The sequence below is a fragment of the Fictibacillus enclensis genome, from assembly GCF_030123385.1.
Lineage (GTDB): Bacteria > Bacillota > Bacilli > Bacillales > Fictibacillaceae > Fictibacillus_C > Fictibacillus_C enclensis.
The window spans coordinates 4280782-4296721 of sequence record NZ_CP126109.1; the positions used below are offsets into that span (position 1 = coordinate 4280782).

The following is a 15940-nucleotide window of genomic DNA, read 5'->3' on the forward strand; positions in this document are numbered from 1 at the left end:
TGATTTTCGTTCCGGGCCGCTCGCTTTCCGTGGGGCGTGCGGTGAGCCTCTTGGCGCAAGCGTCTGCGGGAGTCTCACCTGTCACGCTAGTCCCACAGGAGTCTCGCGCCTTCCACTACAATCAACTTTCCTGGAAGCTTTTTACGCAAAAAGGAGCTGCCTGAAGGTCAATTTTTGACTTTCAGGACAGCTCCGTTTTTATTGCGGCTGGCTTACCTCATCGCTTGGCTTGGTTTGTGTAAAGAAAAAAATGAAGATAATAAGAGGAAGCGCCAGCAGAAATACACCGGCTTTTGCCGGCCTGACAGTTGGTATATCGGTCAATGAAAAAGCCAATCCTATCATTCCTTTTGTGGTGAATGTTGTTATTACTATATTTCAGGGACATGTACTCTGTACTTGTGGATGACAAAAAATCTTTTAAAGTTGTCTTGCATTCCCGTTCCCGACAGTGAGGAATAAGATACAACTGTGGGGGGAGGCAAATGGCGAAAACAGCGGAACAGACAGAAAAAGAACTTCAACTCATTGGCGCAATCCAGCGGGGAATCGATTTGGCAACGGCGGCTTTACTGCTTAGCGGACAAATCACCATTATCGGAATCTTTTTGACTCCCCGGGGTTTTCGGGTTTCTTTGGGCGGCCCGCTGACTGGCGAAAGCCGGCTCGAAGGAATTGGAGGAAACCAGGCGGCAACGACACTTGTGGATGTGATCGATATCGGTCTGGCTATCCTCCTGATCAGCGACCAGATTCGTGTGACCGGAAGCTTCATTGCCCCAGGCCGGTTTACCATTAATGTCAGCGGACCGATTTTTGGCGTTCCCTTAACCGTTCCAAGCCTTCCCCAGTTGAAACGGGAATCTGCCTTTTTTCAAAAAATCGTCTCCAGGCATTTTGATGTGGATCCGCATTTTTTCAAACCAGATCAACAGTATTAAAATGCCTTATAAAGCATTCCAATAGTTTTTATTATTGATGTTTTCCACACACCATTGATAATGACCATCTGAGCAATCCCCGGAATAAAAATTCGCCGTAATGAAGCTATAGACCAGAACATAAAAATACAGTTCTTTTCTGACGCCCTCACCTAACGTTAAAAGTATGATATTCAGGTATCTTTCACGGATATTTGAATGAAATTCATCGTACATATCAAAACATACCCACCCGATGGCAATATCGAATAACGGATCGCCATACATGGTCATCAACCCAAAATCAATTAAACCCGTAACCTGGCTACTTGTATTTATTAATAAATTCCCAGGAAAAAAATCTCCGTGGATTAATGAATACTCCCCTTTGTACCCCTTAGATAAGATCGTCATCAGATCATTTAACTTTCTCTCATAATCCACAATATCTCCTTTAAAATAGCGCATTAATTCCGGTGTCTTCTGACGTATTTTTTCTTTCAATACATCATACCAGTTGTCGATTTTTATGGAGGACATGCCCGGTCCATCAAATAAAACAAACCCTTTGATCGTAGATTTTCCTTTAATCTGCTGCAGCTCCAGATGCGCTTTCAGGTAGATTTTCATCATTTTGCTTTGTTCATTAAAGCTCATGTCTGAGAGCAGACTTCGCATATTGCTGCCCTCAATCCGTTTTTCGGTGGTAACTAAAATCCCATTTTCCAGAAACACATCATAAATATACGGAAGCTCATAGCCCAAACCATCAGAATTGATCCCGGCATAAAATTCTTTTAAGCTCCATTGTTTATTAAGATCAGACATGTGATTATAAACTTTCAGTACCTTATGGTCGGATAAAGCATACACCTCGGCTTCCATTCCCGAACCTAAAAAAATCGACTGTGTAACGTTAAATCTATTCAAAATGGCTGATTTAGCATGGTTATTCATCATTTCATCATTCCTGACACTTCTCTTCTTATAACTCCGTACGAAGATCCCACAGTTCCGGGAAAAACCGCTGTTCCAGCACTTTTTTCAAGTACCCAACCCCGGAAGAACCGCCCGTTCCCCGCTTGAAACCTATTACTCTCTCAACGGTTTTCATATGGCGGAAGCGCCATTGCTGGAGCCAGTCCTCAATATCCACCAATTTTTCTGCAAGCTCGTAGAGATCCCAGTATTGCTGCGGATTTTTATAGACCGTGATCCAGGCTTTGCGGACAGACTCGTTCTCCTGATACGTCCGCGTGACATCGCGGTTCAGGACCTCTTCATCAATTGAAATTCCCGCCTTATTCAGCGCCTGGATGGCCACGTCATAGAGTCCTGGTGCTTCATATGCCTGTCTCAGTTCTTTTAGTAGCTTTGGATCTTTTTCATAGATTTTCAGAACATGAGGTGTCTTGTAGCCAAGAGCGAACTCGATCATCCGGTATTGGTAAGACTGGAAGCCGGACGCCTGGCCGAGTGAATCCCGGAATTCCATGTATTCAGATGGTGTCATGGTGGACAGCACATCCCAAGCCTGGATGATTTGTGACTGTGTTTTTGACACGCGTGCCAGTTTTTTGAACGCACTGGACAGGTCGTCTTTCTTAATGCAGTCGATGGCGGCATGCATCTCATGCAGTATCAGCTTCATCCACAGCTCGCTGACCTGGTGAATCACAATAAATAACACCTCGTCATGATGTCCGGATAATCTGCGCTGTGCCGATAAAATTTTGTCCAGCTGCAAATATTCCCCGTATGTCATATTATTTTTAAAATCCGTATGGATGCTGGTTTCTGAACTTGTGGCATTGACTTCCTGCCGGTTTTGGTTATCCTTCATGATAACATCCCCCTTTTTGATACCGCTTACAATCATTCCTATCATACCTTATTTTCACAGTACAATTAAATAGGTGTACGATATAATGAAAAGAACGAACGAAGATGAAAGGAGCCGCAGCATGAATGCATTTAGCGCACGCCATGCACAAGAACATATTGACAATGAGATGGTAATCATAGAAGTGAACCTGGATGACTGCAGCGGAGAAACGCTATCGTACACGATGGACAGGCTGTTTGCGGCCGGTGCCAACGATGTGTACTACACTTCCATCTATATGAAAAAGAACCGTCCCGCCTATAAGCTATCCATACTTTCGGACAAAGCAAAGCAGCCATTGCTTGAAGAAATAATCTTTCGTGAAACCTCAAGCTTTGGTTTGCGATATTATCCTGTCTCCTGTCACCGCCTCGGCAGGGAGTTTTATAGGGCCGAGACTGCATACGGTGAAGTATCTGTGAAAATCGGAATCTATCAAGAGGCACCGATTAAATTTTCTCCGGAATATGAGGATTGTAAAAAAGCCGCGGAACAACACAATGTTCCCCTCCAAAACGTGTACGATGATGCAAAATTGGCGGCGATGAAGCATTATAAGGCTTGATTGCCCTCAACATGGGGGCTTGCGAGGCTTATTGGGAGCTCAATCCGCTTCCATTATTTAACTTGCTCTCAAATTTACCGTGTTTATTCTCAAAAAACTGGATTTATTCTCAAAACCGGTTTCTTTATTCTCAAAACCTAGCATTTTATTCTCAAACAGTATAAGCTATATGGTTTTCGACAAGGTTCGACTCACTCAATTACACCAACCCAAAGAAAAAACCCTGGTTCATCAAGAGATGAACAGGGTTTTATACAAATAATAGACGCCAAAGCAGACGCTCAGCACGCCTGTAAAACGCGTCAGCAGAAGGTTGATTTTTTTATGGTCCGATGACCAAGAATACGGCAGCCCGATCAGCAGGGTGGCGAGCACCATACTGATCAATGTTCCTGCACCAAAGACAAGCAGATAAATCACTCCTAAATATTTGTCTTGGATGGTGCTTAAAAACAAGTAAGCGACTCCCGTGCTCCCGGCCAGGCCGTGCAGCAGGCCAACGATCAACGGTCTGAGCATCCACTTGCTGCCACTTCCTGAAACGGCATGTTCATGCTTGTGGGAAGCACGCAAGGTATAAAACGCTTTCACACCAAGATAGATGATCATGACGCCAACAACACCTTCCAGCAGCATTTCCACTGAATGGGAGACGAAAAGATTGAAGTAGATAATGGCGCTTCCCACAACCAGAATCGTGGTCATGTGGCCGACCCCCCACCAAGCACCGACCAGTGCGGAAAAACGGGCTTTTTTCTTTTCACTGACAATCGTGGTGACGGCCACAAGATGATCCGGATCGAGCGCATGCTTTAAGCCAAGCAGCATGGCCATCAATAAAATCGTGAGTAGTTCCATATGTAAGCTCCTGTTTTGTTTTTTCTCTATTTTCTCATAATTGTGGTCAGTTTTCCAAGCCCTTCTACCTCTACGGTTATTTCATCCCCATCTTTAAGCCAGTTTCTTTCTCCTTCCGGTTCTCCCATGATGACGCCTTCTGGTGTACCAGTCAAAATGAGATCCCCCGGTTGCAGCGTCATATGTTCTGATGCATAGCTGATAATTTCCTGACAGTTAAACACCAAATCTGCAGTATTCGAGTTTTGGCGAACATTTCCGTTGACCTCGGTCTTTAACGACAGAGCGTTTGGATCTTTCACTTCTTCCGCACTAACCAGATAAGGACCGACCGGGCAGAAGCCATCACACGTTTTTCCAAGCAGCCATTGTCCGGTTTTAAACTGCAGATCACGTGCCGACAAATCGTTTGCTGTGCAATAGCCGTATACATAATCGAGAGCATCTTCTTCACTGACCTTGCTGGCGGTTTTTCCGATCACAATGGCCAATTCCACTTCATAATCCACCTGCAATGAGCGCGCCGGCAATTTGACTTCCTGCTGGTGACCCGCCAGAGCATTATTGAACTTGCTGAAAAGGATAGGAGATTCAGGAAGCGGCATGTTTGATTCTTCGGCATGCTTTTTGTAGTTTAATCCAACACATATAATTTTCTGTGGTTCTGTAACACATGGACCAATCTTCAACGAATCCTCGGTGTAAAGAAATTCTTCCCTGGCCGCCATCTCTGAATCTGCAAATTGCTGCAGAGCAGCCTTCCCCTGTTCTCCTTTGGCAATCAAATCAGAGACAGTTTGCGGTACCGCATCTGAACCAAGTGAGCGGGCAGCACCCCCAACATCCAAAATGCCGCGCTCCGTTTTTATTCCCAATACCCATTGTCCATCTTTTTCAAAGGTAACCGTAATCATGTTCATCTTCTCCTTTTCACATAAAATAGGAGGGTTAATCAGCGGAACCCTGTCCGCCGATCACCCTCATTTAAGCCTTATTTGCCTTTGACAAATACCGTTTTGATGGATGTGTAAAATTCAATGGCAGCCTGCCCCTGTTCTCTTGAGTGGGAGCTCGATTGCTTCATGCCGCCAAATGGAGCCTGAAGCTCTACACCCGCTGTTTCGGCATTAATACGTACAAGCCCGGCGTCCATATCGTTAATAAAGGAAAGCATATGGCTGATGTTGGTCGTATAAATGGAGGCACTCAATCCAAACTCCACATCGTTGGCCATCTCAATCGCTTCCTCAATCGTTCCCACCTTGATTAACGCAAGAACCGGGCCGAAGATTTCCTCCTGCGAAATGGCCATGCCGCTTTCCACATTTTCAAAAACAGCCGGCTCGACATAAAAGCCATCCTTCGTTTCAGGTGCCTCGAGGCGCTGTCCGCCGTAAAGAAGGGTTGCTCCCTCTGCTTGTCCCTTTTCAATATAGGAGAGAACTGTTTCCAGCTGTTTTTCACTGGAGCACGGCCCCATCCAAGTTTCACCTTCAAGTCCAGGGCCAACCTTTAGCTCTCGGACTTTGGCAAGCAATTTTTCTTTGAACGCGTCATACACATCTTCATGAACGATCACACGGCTTGTTGCCGTACATTTTTGCCCGGTTGAGCGAAGACCGCCGCTGATGGTCCCGTCTACCGCAAGATCAAGATCAGCATCAGCCGCAATGATCACCGGGTTCTTTCCGCCCATTTCGAGCTGGTATTTTGCTCCGCGCGCCAATGCGGCCTGGCCTATCGCTTTTCCTGTCTGGTTGGAACCGGTAAACGTAATACCGTTGACTTGCGGATGATCGACGATGGCCTGTCCGACCTGAGAACCGGTACCTGTCACCATGTTCACTACTCCGGCAGGAATTCCTGCTTCGTCCAGACACTCGATCACTTTTACTGCTGTTACGGCCGCTTCCTGTGCCGGTTTAATGACGATGGTATTTCCGTAAATGAGACCAGGTGCCATTTTCCAAACCGGGATCGCCACTGGAAAGTTCCATGGAGAAATAACGCCAACAACGCCAAGCGGAACACGTGTTGTAAACATTAATGCCTCACTGTCGCTGGATGGAATGACATCGCCTGTCTTGCGCATGCCCTCTCCCGCATAATAGCGAAGAATGGCCACGCCTCTGAGCGTTTCACCCTTGGCTTCTCCTAAAGTTTTTCCCATCTCTTTTGTCATTGTTTCAGCAATTTCATCGGCACGGCTTTCCAGGATATTGGCTGCCTTATAAAGGAATTCTCCTCTTGCTGCACCGGACAGCTTTTTCCATGAGGCGAGAGCGTTGTGTGCTGCAGCTACCGCCTGGTCCACATCTTCTTTTCCTGATTTTTGTACATTGCCCACCACATCGTGTTTGTTTGCCGGATTGATGCAGGAGATGGTTTCATTCGTTGAGGCTTCCACCCATTCTCCGTTTACGTAATTCAAAAATGTTTTCACCTGTGTTTGTACTGCCATTGTTCATCGCTCCCTTTCTTTTTTTAAAATGTAGGTCCAATTCTCCATATGCCAAAATCGTGCTGCTTCAGAATTTCCGACTTGGTCAGTTTGCCTGAAGAAACCTCTTTGATCTCTTCAAAAATCCGCTGTCCGACTTCCCCAATCGTTTCTTCTCCTTCAATGATCGTCCCGGCATTCAAATCCATGTTATCGCTCATGTTTTCGAACATGGCGGTATTCGTTGAAATCTTGATCACCGGGGCAATCGGTGAGCCGGTTGGTGTTCCGCGTCCGCTTGTAAACAGAACCACTTGTGCACCGCCTGCGACCATTCCGGTCAGCTGTTCGATGTCATGCCCCGGGGTGTCCATCCAGACCAGACCCTTTTGCGAAGGCGGCTCCGCATAATTGATCAATTCCTGAAGAGGCGTTGTTCCTGATTTATTGGATGCACCGAGTGACTTTTCCTCCAGCGAGCTCAAGCCCCCTTCAATATTGCCCGGGCTCGGGTTGCCTGTACGAATATCCACACCCATCAGGATGGCGCGGTTTTCCATCTGTTCAATGACTTCATACACCCGTTTAGCCACTTGATCATTGACCGCCCGTTTGGCCAGCAGGTGCTCCGCTCCGATCAGTTCTGTCGTTTCAGCCAAAATCGCGGTACCGCCTGCCTCCACGACCAGGTCGCTCACCACGCCAACTGCCGGATTGGCAGAAAGGCCTGAGCAGGCATCGGATCCGCCGCACTCTGTTCCAACGATCAGCTCGCTGAAGTCAAAGGGCTCGCGGCGATGTGCCGAGGCATCCTGCACCATTTTGGCTGCCACCTTTGCGCCCTGGGCAATCGTCATCAAGGTACCGCCGTTATCCTGTATGGAAACGACCTCGACAGGTTTTCCGCTTTTGGCGATTTCACCCGCCACGCTGCGTGCCTGATGCGTTTCGCATCCCAGTCCAAGTACGACAACACCATAAACATTGGGATTCAGCCCCATCCCGACATAGGTTCGAAACGTCTGGTCATAGTCCTCTCCCACCTGGGCGCATCCGTGCTGGTGAATGAAACTGACGGTACCCTGCACGAGCTCGGTGATCTGCTTGGCGGCCTGGGTGGCGCACGTAATCGTCGGCAGGATCAGCACATGGTTGCGGACACCGACCTTACCGTCAGGGCGCCGGTATCCGAGCAGTTGATTACTGTACTCGAGATTCAACTTTATCTCCCCTTCCTCTAATGCCTTCGAGATTATGTACATGAACATGTTCGCCCATGCTGATTTCAGAGGATGCCCGGCCAATGATTTCTCCGTATTTCAGAATCTCCGCTCCCTCCGCAATCGGCTTGACCGCGAATTTATGGCCAAAGCGGATATCCTGAACCAATTGCACCTCCTGTTGATGCCCTTCACAAACAACTGGAATAACAGCTCCCTTCGGCAGATCCATCAGCGCAATGGCCACGTTGTCCGAAGGCTTCATCATTACCGTTTTATATTGAACTCCCATGAAACGATCCTCCTCCCGAATAACTGTTTCAACATTCCCATCATACCTAATTTTCAGTCTTTTTGTTGGTTAGCGGGTCGCTGAAATTTTACTTTTTTGTGTTTTTACCCGATTATTCAACGTACCGATGGAAGAAATTTCGATCTCGATCCGGTCTCCGTCCTGCAGTGTGAATTCATTTGGAGGGACGATGCAGGTTCCCGTTAATAATACGGTTCCGTCAAAAAGATCATTGTCTTTTGCCAGGTAATCCACAAGTTCATCTAACCGTCTCTTTAATTGTTTCGTATTGGCCGTGCCTTCCACCACTTTTTCTTCCCCACGGTAAATGCGGCAGGCAAAATCAAAGTCATAAGGATCTTCCACTGCATCTGCAAGTAAGATCACTGGACCTATTGCGCAGGAATTTTTCCATACTTTTGCCTGCGGAAGATACAACGGATTTTCTCCTTCAATGTCCCGGCAGCTCATGTCATTTCCAGCCGTGTATCCCAGTACCTTTCCGTTCTTGTCGAGTACCAGCCCAAGCTCCGGCTCAGGAATTTGCCAGTTGGAATCACTTCGAAGGTAAACCGGCTGATCCGGTCCGACCGTGCGTGCCGCTGTGGATTTAAAAAAGATTTCGGGACGTTCCGCATCATACACTTTATCGTAAAATGTTTCGGCATCGAGCTTCCCGTCAGTCGCTTCATAGTTTCGTGCCTCTTTGCTCTTTTCATACGTTACACCCGCTGCCCAGACCTCAGGAGCCAAAATAGGAACCCCGAGCTCCAGCTCACCAAACGTTGCGTTTTGCGGCTCCTGTCCCGCAATCAATTTCTGAACATGATTCAATGGAGTGATTTCTGCTTTTTCTGCTGCTGAAACAAGTTCCAAAAAATCGGCATAAGGCAAATCATACACTCTTTCATCGTTTGCTAAAGCAGCCAGACTGTAGGTACCTTCATTGTTTTTGTATCGTAAAATGCGCATCTCGTATTCTCCTTTTGTTTGGTTTTATATTATAAAACTGAGTTCTCATTAAAGGATACACTCCTGGCATAAGGAGCGCTGTTTTAAATGGACGAGGCTTTTACCCCAAATCCAAGTTCCCGTGAAATGTTTTCTGCTGTTTCTTTCAGCATCTCGGCAATCTCTTTGATCGCTTTTTTATTAATGCGGTGTACCGGCTGCGACATGCTGATGGCTGCAATCACATGTTCCGAGTGGTCTCTGATCGGAACCGAAATACATGAAACGCCAGGTTCGTTTTCTTGATTATCCATGGCGAAGCCTTCTTTTCTTACATTGTCGAGTTCAGTCAAGAAATCCTTTTCATTGGTAATGGTTTTAGGCGTCTGGCTGATGTACTCATAATCCTTGAGAATGGCAGCCAGTTCTTCCTGGTCTTTAAAGGCCACAAGCGCCTTTCCTACCGCACTGCAGTGCACTGGTATTCTTCGCCCGATCCGGGAATACAGGATGGTGGCTGCAGATCCTTCGACCTTGTCGATGTAAACGCCTTCTTTTCCATCCAAAATAACAAGATGGATGGTGTTTCCTGTTTTCATGGACAGCTCCATGAGATGCTTTTTCGCAACAGACCGGATATCGAGGTTATGGATGACAAAATTCCCACGCTCGAAAAGCTTCATACCCAGCTTGTATTTTCCATTTTCAGGATTTTGCTCAATATAGTTGTAATGCTGTAGTGTTTTAAGCAAAGAATGCACGGTACTTTTGTGTAAATTCATTCTTGAGCTGATGTCGGTTATTTTTAATTCCGATTCATATTCGTCAAAAAGGTCCAGAATACGAAGCGCCCGGTCTACGGATTGAATAATTGGCATGTCTCAATCACCCTTTGATAAAGTTTGATGGCTTGTCTTTTCCCTTATAGTACCACACCACAAGGGGGATACAACCGGATTTGCCTTGCAGGACATGCCAAAAGCTGTAAGCGCTCTATAGCCTTGGATCAAGGCGCTGCTACTTTTCCGCCTGGCAAAGGAACGGCGATTCCCTCGGCCCCTTTTTCTGAAACCTTGAGATCCGGAGCATAACGCTTGATCATCTCGAGGCCAAGCTTGGCTCGTCTTACACGCTCTTTAGAAAGCGCGATCGAGGTCTGCTCAAGATGAGTCCCGGAAGGATAAATGTTAGGAGCATTGCGCAAACCGAATTTAATATAAACCGGCGCCGCTACCCGGATGATTTCTGGTATTTCATAATGGCGGATAAAGCCGCCGACATCATCAGGCACTTCCACATAAATATCGATCGGAAGATCAACCGCCTGGCGGATCGCTGCGAGCCTTGAAAGCGTAAGGTCGGTCGGCACGTTGTACGTTCCGGCACCAATCTGCTCCATCAGACGGATCGAAATTGGATTCGCCTGTGCCACCTGCACCGAAACTTTAACCACCAGGTCAGCAGGAAGTTCCCCCGTCTTTTTCAATTCATTAACGAGCCACAATAATCCTTCATCCGCCACTAAAATCCCCCGGATTCCGGCCTTGCAGGCGCGCTTGATATCCTCGATGGAATAGATGAGCTGATCCATTCCCTGTACACGAAGGCCGGCAATTTTTCCGGCACTTGCCCATTGCATGGCCGATACATCCCAGCTGCCACGCGGGCCAACAAACAAGCTGACTTCAAGGTTTTCTCTTCTGCCGATAGCTGCCATCTGCTCAAGCTCGTCGTCGGTCAAAAGCATAATTCCACTTCCCTGTGAGATTCGGTGAATGCCAACGTCATATTGCTCGCAGGCCTCAATGACCGCTTCAAATGATGCCGGGCCTTCCACACTTGGGATTTCAACACGGTACTGCGCTCCATCAGGAAATGTTTTTTCCGAGGACGGGAGGTCATGACAATCTCCGGGAGGGAAACCCAATTTCTCAATAGCTCTTTTCGTTTCTTCCATTAGATATCTTCCTTTCAATTAATGTTGGGCAAGATTAAGGGAAACAACATCTTTTTGGTAGTCCAAATCTGCTTCCTCAAACACTTGAAGCGGAACCACACCATGAGCTGCATCTGTATGGCTGGACATCCTGTTGCTTGCGGCTACCTGGCGCTGGCGTTTGGAGATAGCCTTCATGCGGGAAGCTGCCAATTCTTTTCTTTGCTGGCGAATATGCTCAAATTTAAATACCTGTTGTCCACGCTGGAACGCCGTTTCGTCCATGAACTGAATGGTGCGCTCACGGAAATCAAGAAACAGTACATCCCCCGTTTGGAGATAAAGGATTCCGCCGTCTCCCTTGGCTTCTGGGGTCATATGGCCTACCGCGGCTCCGTAGGTAACACCTGAATAACGCCCGTCACTGATCAGTGTTGCCATCCTTTTCAGCTTACGGTTTGCGTTGATGTGCTGCATCGGCGTAAACATTTCCGGCATGCCGAATGCGACAGGTCCCTGGCCGGATACCACAACCGCGAGTTTAAGGATCCCCTCTTCCACCATGGCATCGAATAACGCATTATAAGAATGGGTTTTCAAGGCTTCATATCGGTCCGGCGCATTTTGGTTTACAGCAGCAAGAAGATTTTCATGGGTGAATGCTTTCGTATTTCTTAGCTTGTCAACCAGCCCGGCATCCAGTAAGCTGTGGTTGGCGTCCTCTTCGTTGTCATAATAAAGAACAAACGCCGCCTTTTTATCGAACTCATCAAGCTGCAGGGTCGTCATCCCGCTGATCTTAACCACAGCGCTTTCAAAAAAGTTTCCGCTGAGTACGTCAACACCACTGTATGGCCGTCTTGGCTTATCAAGAATGACCGGATTTTCAGCAATCTTCTCAATGGACACCTTATGTTCTTTTTCCAGCCGCTCGCGCCAGCTCGCGCCGGTTACGGTTGGAGCATCTACATCCATCGGCACCCCGTTTTGAAGCAGTTCATAAAATAATGATTCCATGCCGCGGCTGTTTCCTGAGCAGCATTGCATCGCCAGTGCAAAAATGTCCCTGCCCTGGGTGAGACTGTAGTCAAACAAATCAGGCACCGGCACCTCGTGATGAATGCGGTCCATTTCATGCAGGCTGAACTTGAATCCGCCATAAAGCATCCCGGCCACGATGTGCATCATCAAATTGGTGGAACCGCCGGATGCGCTGTGGATGCGGACGGCATTTTTAATGTTGGAAGCCATAATGTTGGACGCCCCGAAGGCTTGCTGGTTAATCATGCCTGCCAGCGGATCAAGCGCGGCATTGATCTGTTCCTGTGTCGGAGGATCGGTCAGCAACTCCAGCTCAGGGTGAACTAGCCCCATACCGGCAACCAGGTGCCGCGAGCTGTTTCCGGTTCCGTTAAACGCACAAACCCCGCCAAGCCCGTCGCACGTATTGACCGCCAGGCGCTTTTCATAATCATCGTGTTCCGCCTGGGAGATGAATCCCTTTTCCTTGGCCCGCTGAAGAACGCCCTGGAACGCGGTATTGGATGAACATTGAAGAATGTAAGCCATCGCATCACGAAGATCATAAGCGATGTCATCCGCTCCGTTTTGCTCCGCTTTTTGGGCAACCGCTTCAAGCTCTTCAAAAAGGCCTTCTGGAATGGTTCCTCCCTGTAAAACATGGGCAGGAGCAAATGTGGCAAAGAACGGCGCTTCCCCGCGATAGTTCCGGATGCGGTCGAGATGGGCCATGGCACTTACCACTCCAAGCGGCTGCTTGTCACAGCCCTGGATGACAAAAGCGCCATGATAGCTGTGCGCCTCAATCTGGTTGACGACCATTTCCGCAACCGCATTTCTGCTTTGAAGGGAGTAACTCATTCCCTGATTGCTTTGTGCGGTTCCATCACACATGACCGGTGTGGAAAAATAAAAAGGAACCCCTCCGTTTTGCCAGATGCGCAGCGCAGCCCTGGACGATGTCTGAAAGTCCATAATATGGGCCGGATGGTCGGGAGATCCCCCGATAATGGCAATACGCGGCGCATTTTCATGAAGCCGGTTATAAATTTCCTCCAGGGTCCAATCCGGCGCATCGCCTTCATAGGTTGGCCCGAGAATTTGTTTCGCCCGGTCCAAAAGGCCGGCCACACAAATGGGCTCATTGGCCTTACCCTGAACATTGTCACGATATGGATTATAGGAATTTTCGATATATGGATACAACACAATATTTCGCCACCTTTTAAACTAGTAAACTGTTACAGCATCAGAAGCGCAATCATTGTCCCCATACTGCTGTAGAGAAATGCAAACCCGATGTTCCAGAACGAAACACGGTATGGATTCTGATGCAGAAGACTGCCTGTTAAAGACACCGTAATGTTGTAAGGGCCCGCCATGACAGTGGACAGTCCAGATGAAATAAGAACGACGGCAAAGCTTAAGTGATTGATCTCTCCCAAAAGAGGCTGTATGACCTCCCCCAGAATACTGATGGTCACAAGCGGATGAAATCCGATCATCGCCAGACCGAGAAAAAGAACCTGAATCAGCAGAAAGAGCAACACGGGCCAATGCTCCACGGCTCCAAACGGCTGCTGCAGCCATTTTAAAAACGGTGAAACTTTAAGTGTACTAATTAAAAAGCCTGCGGAGAGAAACAAAACCATAAAGTTTTGCTGGGACGATGCCCTGTGCTTCCAGACTCGCAAACTATAAACCAGGTAGGATCTGATTCTTTTTACGAGAAGAGCCCAGAGAAACGAGTAGGGAATAATGACAAGCGTGACCGCCATTAGAAAATCAGTGTTGAGCACCCGCCTCGCTCCGATGACTGCTGCAATAAAAACACTTAAATAAAGAAGTAGCACCCCGGATTTTTTGAGGATCCTTCCGTCCAATGGTGCCGCTTCTGACGCTGCCGCCTGTTCTACCTGATATTTGCGGTATTTCAGGCCAATCAGCCAGTCTACTCCAAGCAACGTGACAGAGAACAAAAGAAGCCACGGAAGCAGGTGAACATAATTCGAATGAGTGATGTCCACACTGATCGCCACCAGAATCTCCATCGGACTCCAGGCGAGACACAGGGCATAGCCTCTCAGCATTGCACGGCTGATAAAAATATCCCTCAATTTGTCCTCTGCTTTTTGCAGATTGCGGCGGAGAACTGATTCAACCAGCGGGATCGTAGCGATATTTAAAAACGACCCCAGCAAAAAACTGACAAGCGAACTCCGGTAATACAACTGCCCCAAATTTCCCACCCGCCGCTTCAGCAGCTGGTTCACACTTTTATCGTACCTCCCCACAACAATGATGCTGTTGATGAAAGGCAGTACATAAAAGATGGCGAGCAGGACAATGGTTGATGTCATGTAATGCGGCAGCTCCAGCAGCGGCTTTTGCAAGTACAGGTAGAGAAGCCCACCCACCAGAATAAAAACGGTTCCTGTTGCACGGTATAGCCCGTTTGCCTTAGGAAAGGAAAGAACAAGTGCCAGAATGGCGAAAATCCCTGTCACCTCATCAAGCAGCAAGCTGTCAGCAAACAGGCTGATCGTGTAAAAAATGACCATGAGGCTATAAATGACAAGCAGGGTCACCGGGCTTCGCCAGCTGTGTACATCTCTGCCGGTTCAGACAGGATTTCAATGTCCGAATGGGCTTCCGCTTCCTCTCTCAGGCTCTCGGAAATCCATATATGCTGAAGATCCAGCGTGTTTGGAATACGTACCACCCTTGCTTTTGTAAGGTCACGGGCATTGCACGTTTTGATGGCCGCTTTTATGGCCATCTCTTCGTCCTCAAGAACCATTGGAACTTTAATCACCGATGTCACCGTACTGGTGAGCGCATTGGCGTAGCCCTTTTCCCAGGAGATGCTGTTAAACAGCTTCCTGGTGGTTGTATCCGCCAGTCCGATTCCGTTGGCATTGCCATGGGTTTTCTCCGTTAAACCGAGCACGACAATGCGTGAAACGTCAGGTCCCCCGTACGCATAAGGAGTGGCATAACGTCCGGTAATGTTCGGGTCCATCCCGTCCCCTGAAATGTCTTTGCCGATTTCTTCAACAATCAGCACATCCATTGGATCAAATAAAATTTTTGGCATGAGCACTTTCGCTTCAAGCAAAAGCCCCGGCTCTCTTTCTTCCATTTCCTCGGCAGGAACGGCAACAATTTTGGCTGGTCGGTCATAGGCGTTCTCAATGGATCCAAGTCCGAAAATAATCGGAATCTTGGCCATAACCATCTTGGCCATTTGGGGAACATGCTCTGCCATGTACTTAAAGCTGTAGGCATGCGCGGCCTCCGCCCCTTTTTGCTTTCCAAGGCCAATTGTGATCATCTTCATCAGACCACTTTCAACCGGGCCTCGGAAAGCCGTGTGCGGCTTGATCCGGTTAATAACGATCACCTTGTCTGCACTGGCGGCATTTTTATCGGTGTAAACAGGCAGGCCGTTTTCAAGCGTGCCGGTTTGCACGACCTCCATGCTGGATACAATCGGTGCGCCGACCGATGCTTCGGTGATACCGAGCTGCTCGAGCACTTCACGCTGCCCTTCAGCCGTGGCACCGCCGTGGCTGCCCATGGCAGGCACAATAAAAGGAGAACCCCCTGCTGATATGACAGCGTTGACCGTTTCCCTGACAAGTATGGGAAGGTCGGCCACACCGCGGCTACCCGCGGCGATGGCTACCCGGTCACCAGGCGATATCCTTGAGAGTACGCCTGTTTCTTTTAATGTCTGCTGAACGGCCTGTGCGGTGTCATCAAGTTCAGGAGCATGAAAGGATTGCTTCACTTTCATCATCTTTGGAAGGGCTATATCCTGCAGCAACTGTGATATGATCTCCATCCCTCT

Annotated in this window: 16 protein-coding genes; 2 read left to right on the plus strand and 14 right to left on the minus strand. The window is 48.1% G+C overall.

Going from position 1 to position 15940, the window contains the following annotated elements; translation table 11 throughout:
* Window positions 1-198: 198 nt before the first annotated feature.
* Window positions 199-336: a hypothetical protein gene (locus tag QNH15_RS22240; RefSeq protein ID WP_283890644.1), complete on the minus strand. Its 138-nt coding sequence runs from the start codon at window positions 334-336 to the stop codon at window positions 199-201.
* A gap of 149 nt (window positions 337-485) precedes the next feature.
* Between QNH15_RS22240 and QNH15_RS22245 the strand changes: the two genes are divergently transcribed.
* Window positions 486-941, plus strand: coding sequence for a hypothetical protein (locus QNH15_RS22245; RefSeq protein WP_283890646.1), 456 nt, complete (start codon window positions 486-488; stop codon window positions 939-941).
* Window positions 942-947: 6 nt separating this feature from the next.
* On the opposite strand, the gene QNH15_RS22250 is transcribed toward QNH15_RS22245, so the two are convergent.
* Both QNH15_RS22250 and kynA read right to left on the minus strand, forming a co-directional pair.
* Window positions 948-1880, minus strand: a complete 933-nt coding sequence (locus tag QNH15_RS22250; protein WP_283890647.1) for a phosphotransferase — start codon at window positions 1878-1880, stop codon at window positions 948-950.
* Between the two features lie 25 nt (window positions 1881-1905).
* A complete protein-coding gene (gene kynA, locus QNH15_RS22255) occupies window positions 1906-2763 on the minus strand; it encodes a tryptophan 2,3-dioxygenase (protein ID WP_283890649.1) in 858 nt (285 codons plus the stop codon).
* 121 nt (window positions 2764-2884) lie between these two features.
* Here kynA and larC2 point away from each other — a divergent pair, with 121 nt between their 5' ends.
* Complete coding sequence (gene larC2 / locus QNH15_RS22260) at window positions 2885-3370, plus strand: nickel pincer cofactor biosynthesis protein LarC2 (protein WP_283890651.1); 486 nt, start codon at window positions 2885-2887, stop codon at window positions 3368-3370.
* 231 nt (window positions 3371-3601) lie between these two features.
* Here larC2 and QNH15_RS22265 read toward each other — a convergent pair whose 3' ends face one another.
* From QNH15_RS22265 to QNH15_RS22315, 11 genes are all read right to left on the minus strand, one after another.
* Window positions 3602-4228, minus strand: a complete 627-nt coding sequence (locus QNH15_RS22265; protein WP_283890652.1) for an urease accessory protein UreH domain-containing protein — start codon at window positions 4226-4228, stop codon at window positions 3602-3604.
* A 26-nt stretch (window positions 4229-4254) separates the two neighbouring features.
* A complete protein-coding gene (locus tag QNH15_RS22270) occupies window positions 4255-5142 on the minus strand; it encodes a fumarylacetoacetate hydrolase family protein (RefSeq protein ID WP_283890654.1) in 888 nt (295 codons plus the stop codon).
* Window positions 5143-5219: 77 nt separating this feature from the next.
* Complete coding sequence (gene gucD, locus QNH15_RS22275) at window positions 5220-6689, minus strand: alpha-ketoglutaric semialdehyde dehydrogenase GucD (RefSeq protein ID WP_283890655.1); 1470 nt, start codon at window positions 6687-6689, stop codon at window positions 5220-5222.
* 23 nt (window positions 6690-6712) lie between these two features.
* Window positions 6713-7888, minus strand: a complete 1176-nt coding sequence (locus QNH15_RS22280; protein ID WP_283890656.1) for a UxaA family hydrolase — start codon at window positions 7886-7888, stop codon at window positions 6713-6715.
* Window positions 7869-8180, minus strand: a complete 312-nt coding sequence (locus tag QNH15_RS22285; RefSeq protein ID WP_283890658.1) for a UxaA family hydrolase — start codon at window positions 8178-8180, stop codon at window positions 7869-7871. The genes QNH15_RS22280 and QNH15_RS22285 overlap by 20 nt, the downstream gene beginning before the upstream one ends.
* A gap of 69 nt (window positions 8181-8249) precedes the next feature.
* Window positions 8250-9152: a fumarylacetoacetate hydrolase family protein gene (locus QNH15_RS22290; RefSeq protein WP_283890659.1), complete on the minus strand. Its 903-nt coding sequence runs from the start codon at window positions 9150-9152 to the stop codon at window positions 8250-8252.
* Window positions 9153-9235: 83 nt separating this feature from the next.
* Window positions 9236-10009 (minus strand): IclR family transcriptional regulator, encoded by a 774-nt coding sequence (locus QNH15_RS22295; RefSeq protein ID WP_283890660.1) that lies wholly within the window; start codon window positions 10007-10009, stop codon window positions 9236-9238.
* A gap of 128 nt (window positions 10010-10137) precedes the next feature.
* Window positions 10138-11088: a U32 family peptidase gene (locus tag QNH15_RS22300; RefSeq protein ID WP_283890662.1), complete on the minus strand. Its 951-nt coding sequence runs from the start codon at window positions 11086-11088 to the stop codon at window positions 10138-10140.
* 18 nt (window positions 11089-11106) lie between these two features.
* Entirely contained in the window at window positions 11107-13299 is a 2193-nt protein-coding gene (locus QNH15_RS22305) for a dihydroxy-acid dehydratase domain-containing protein (RefSeq protein ID WP_283895713.1), read from the minus strand.
* Between the two features lie 29 nt (window positions 13300-13328).
* Complete coding sequence (locus QNH15_RS22310; protein WP_283890663.1) at window positions 13329-14675, minus strand: hypothetical protein; 1347 nt, start codon at window positions 14673-14675, stop codon at window positions 13329-13331.
* Window positions 14672-15934, minus strand: a complete 1263-nt coding sequence (locus QNH15_RS22315) for a nickel pincer cofactor-dependent isomerase, group 22 (protein WP_283890664.1) — start codon at window positions 15932-15934, stop codon at window positions 14672-14674. The genes QNH15_RS22310 and QNH15_RS22315 overlap by 4 nt, the downstream gene beginning before the upstream one ends.
* Window positions 15935-15940 lie beyond the last annotated feature (6 nt).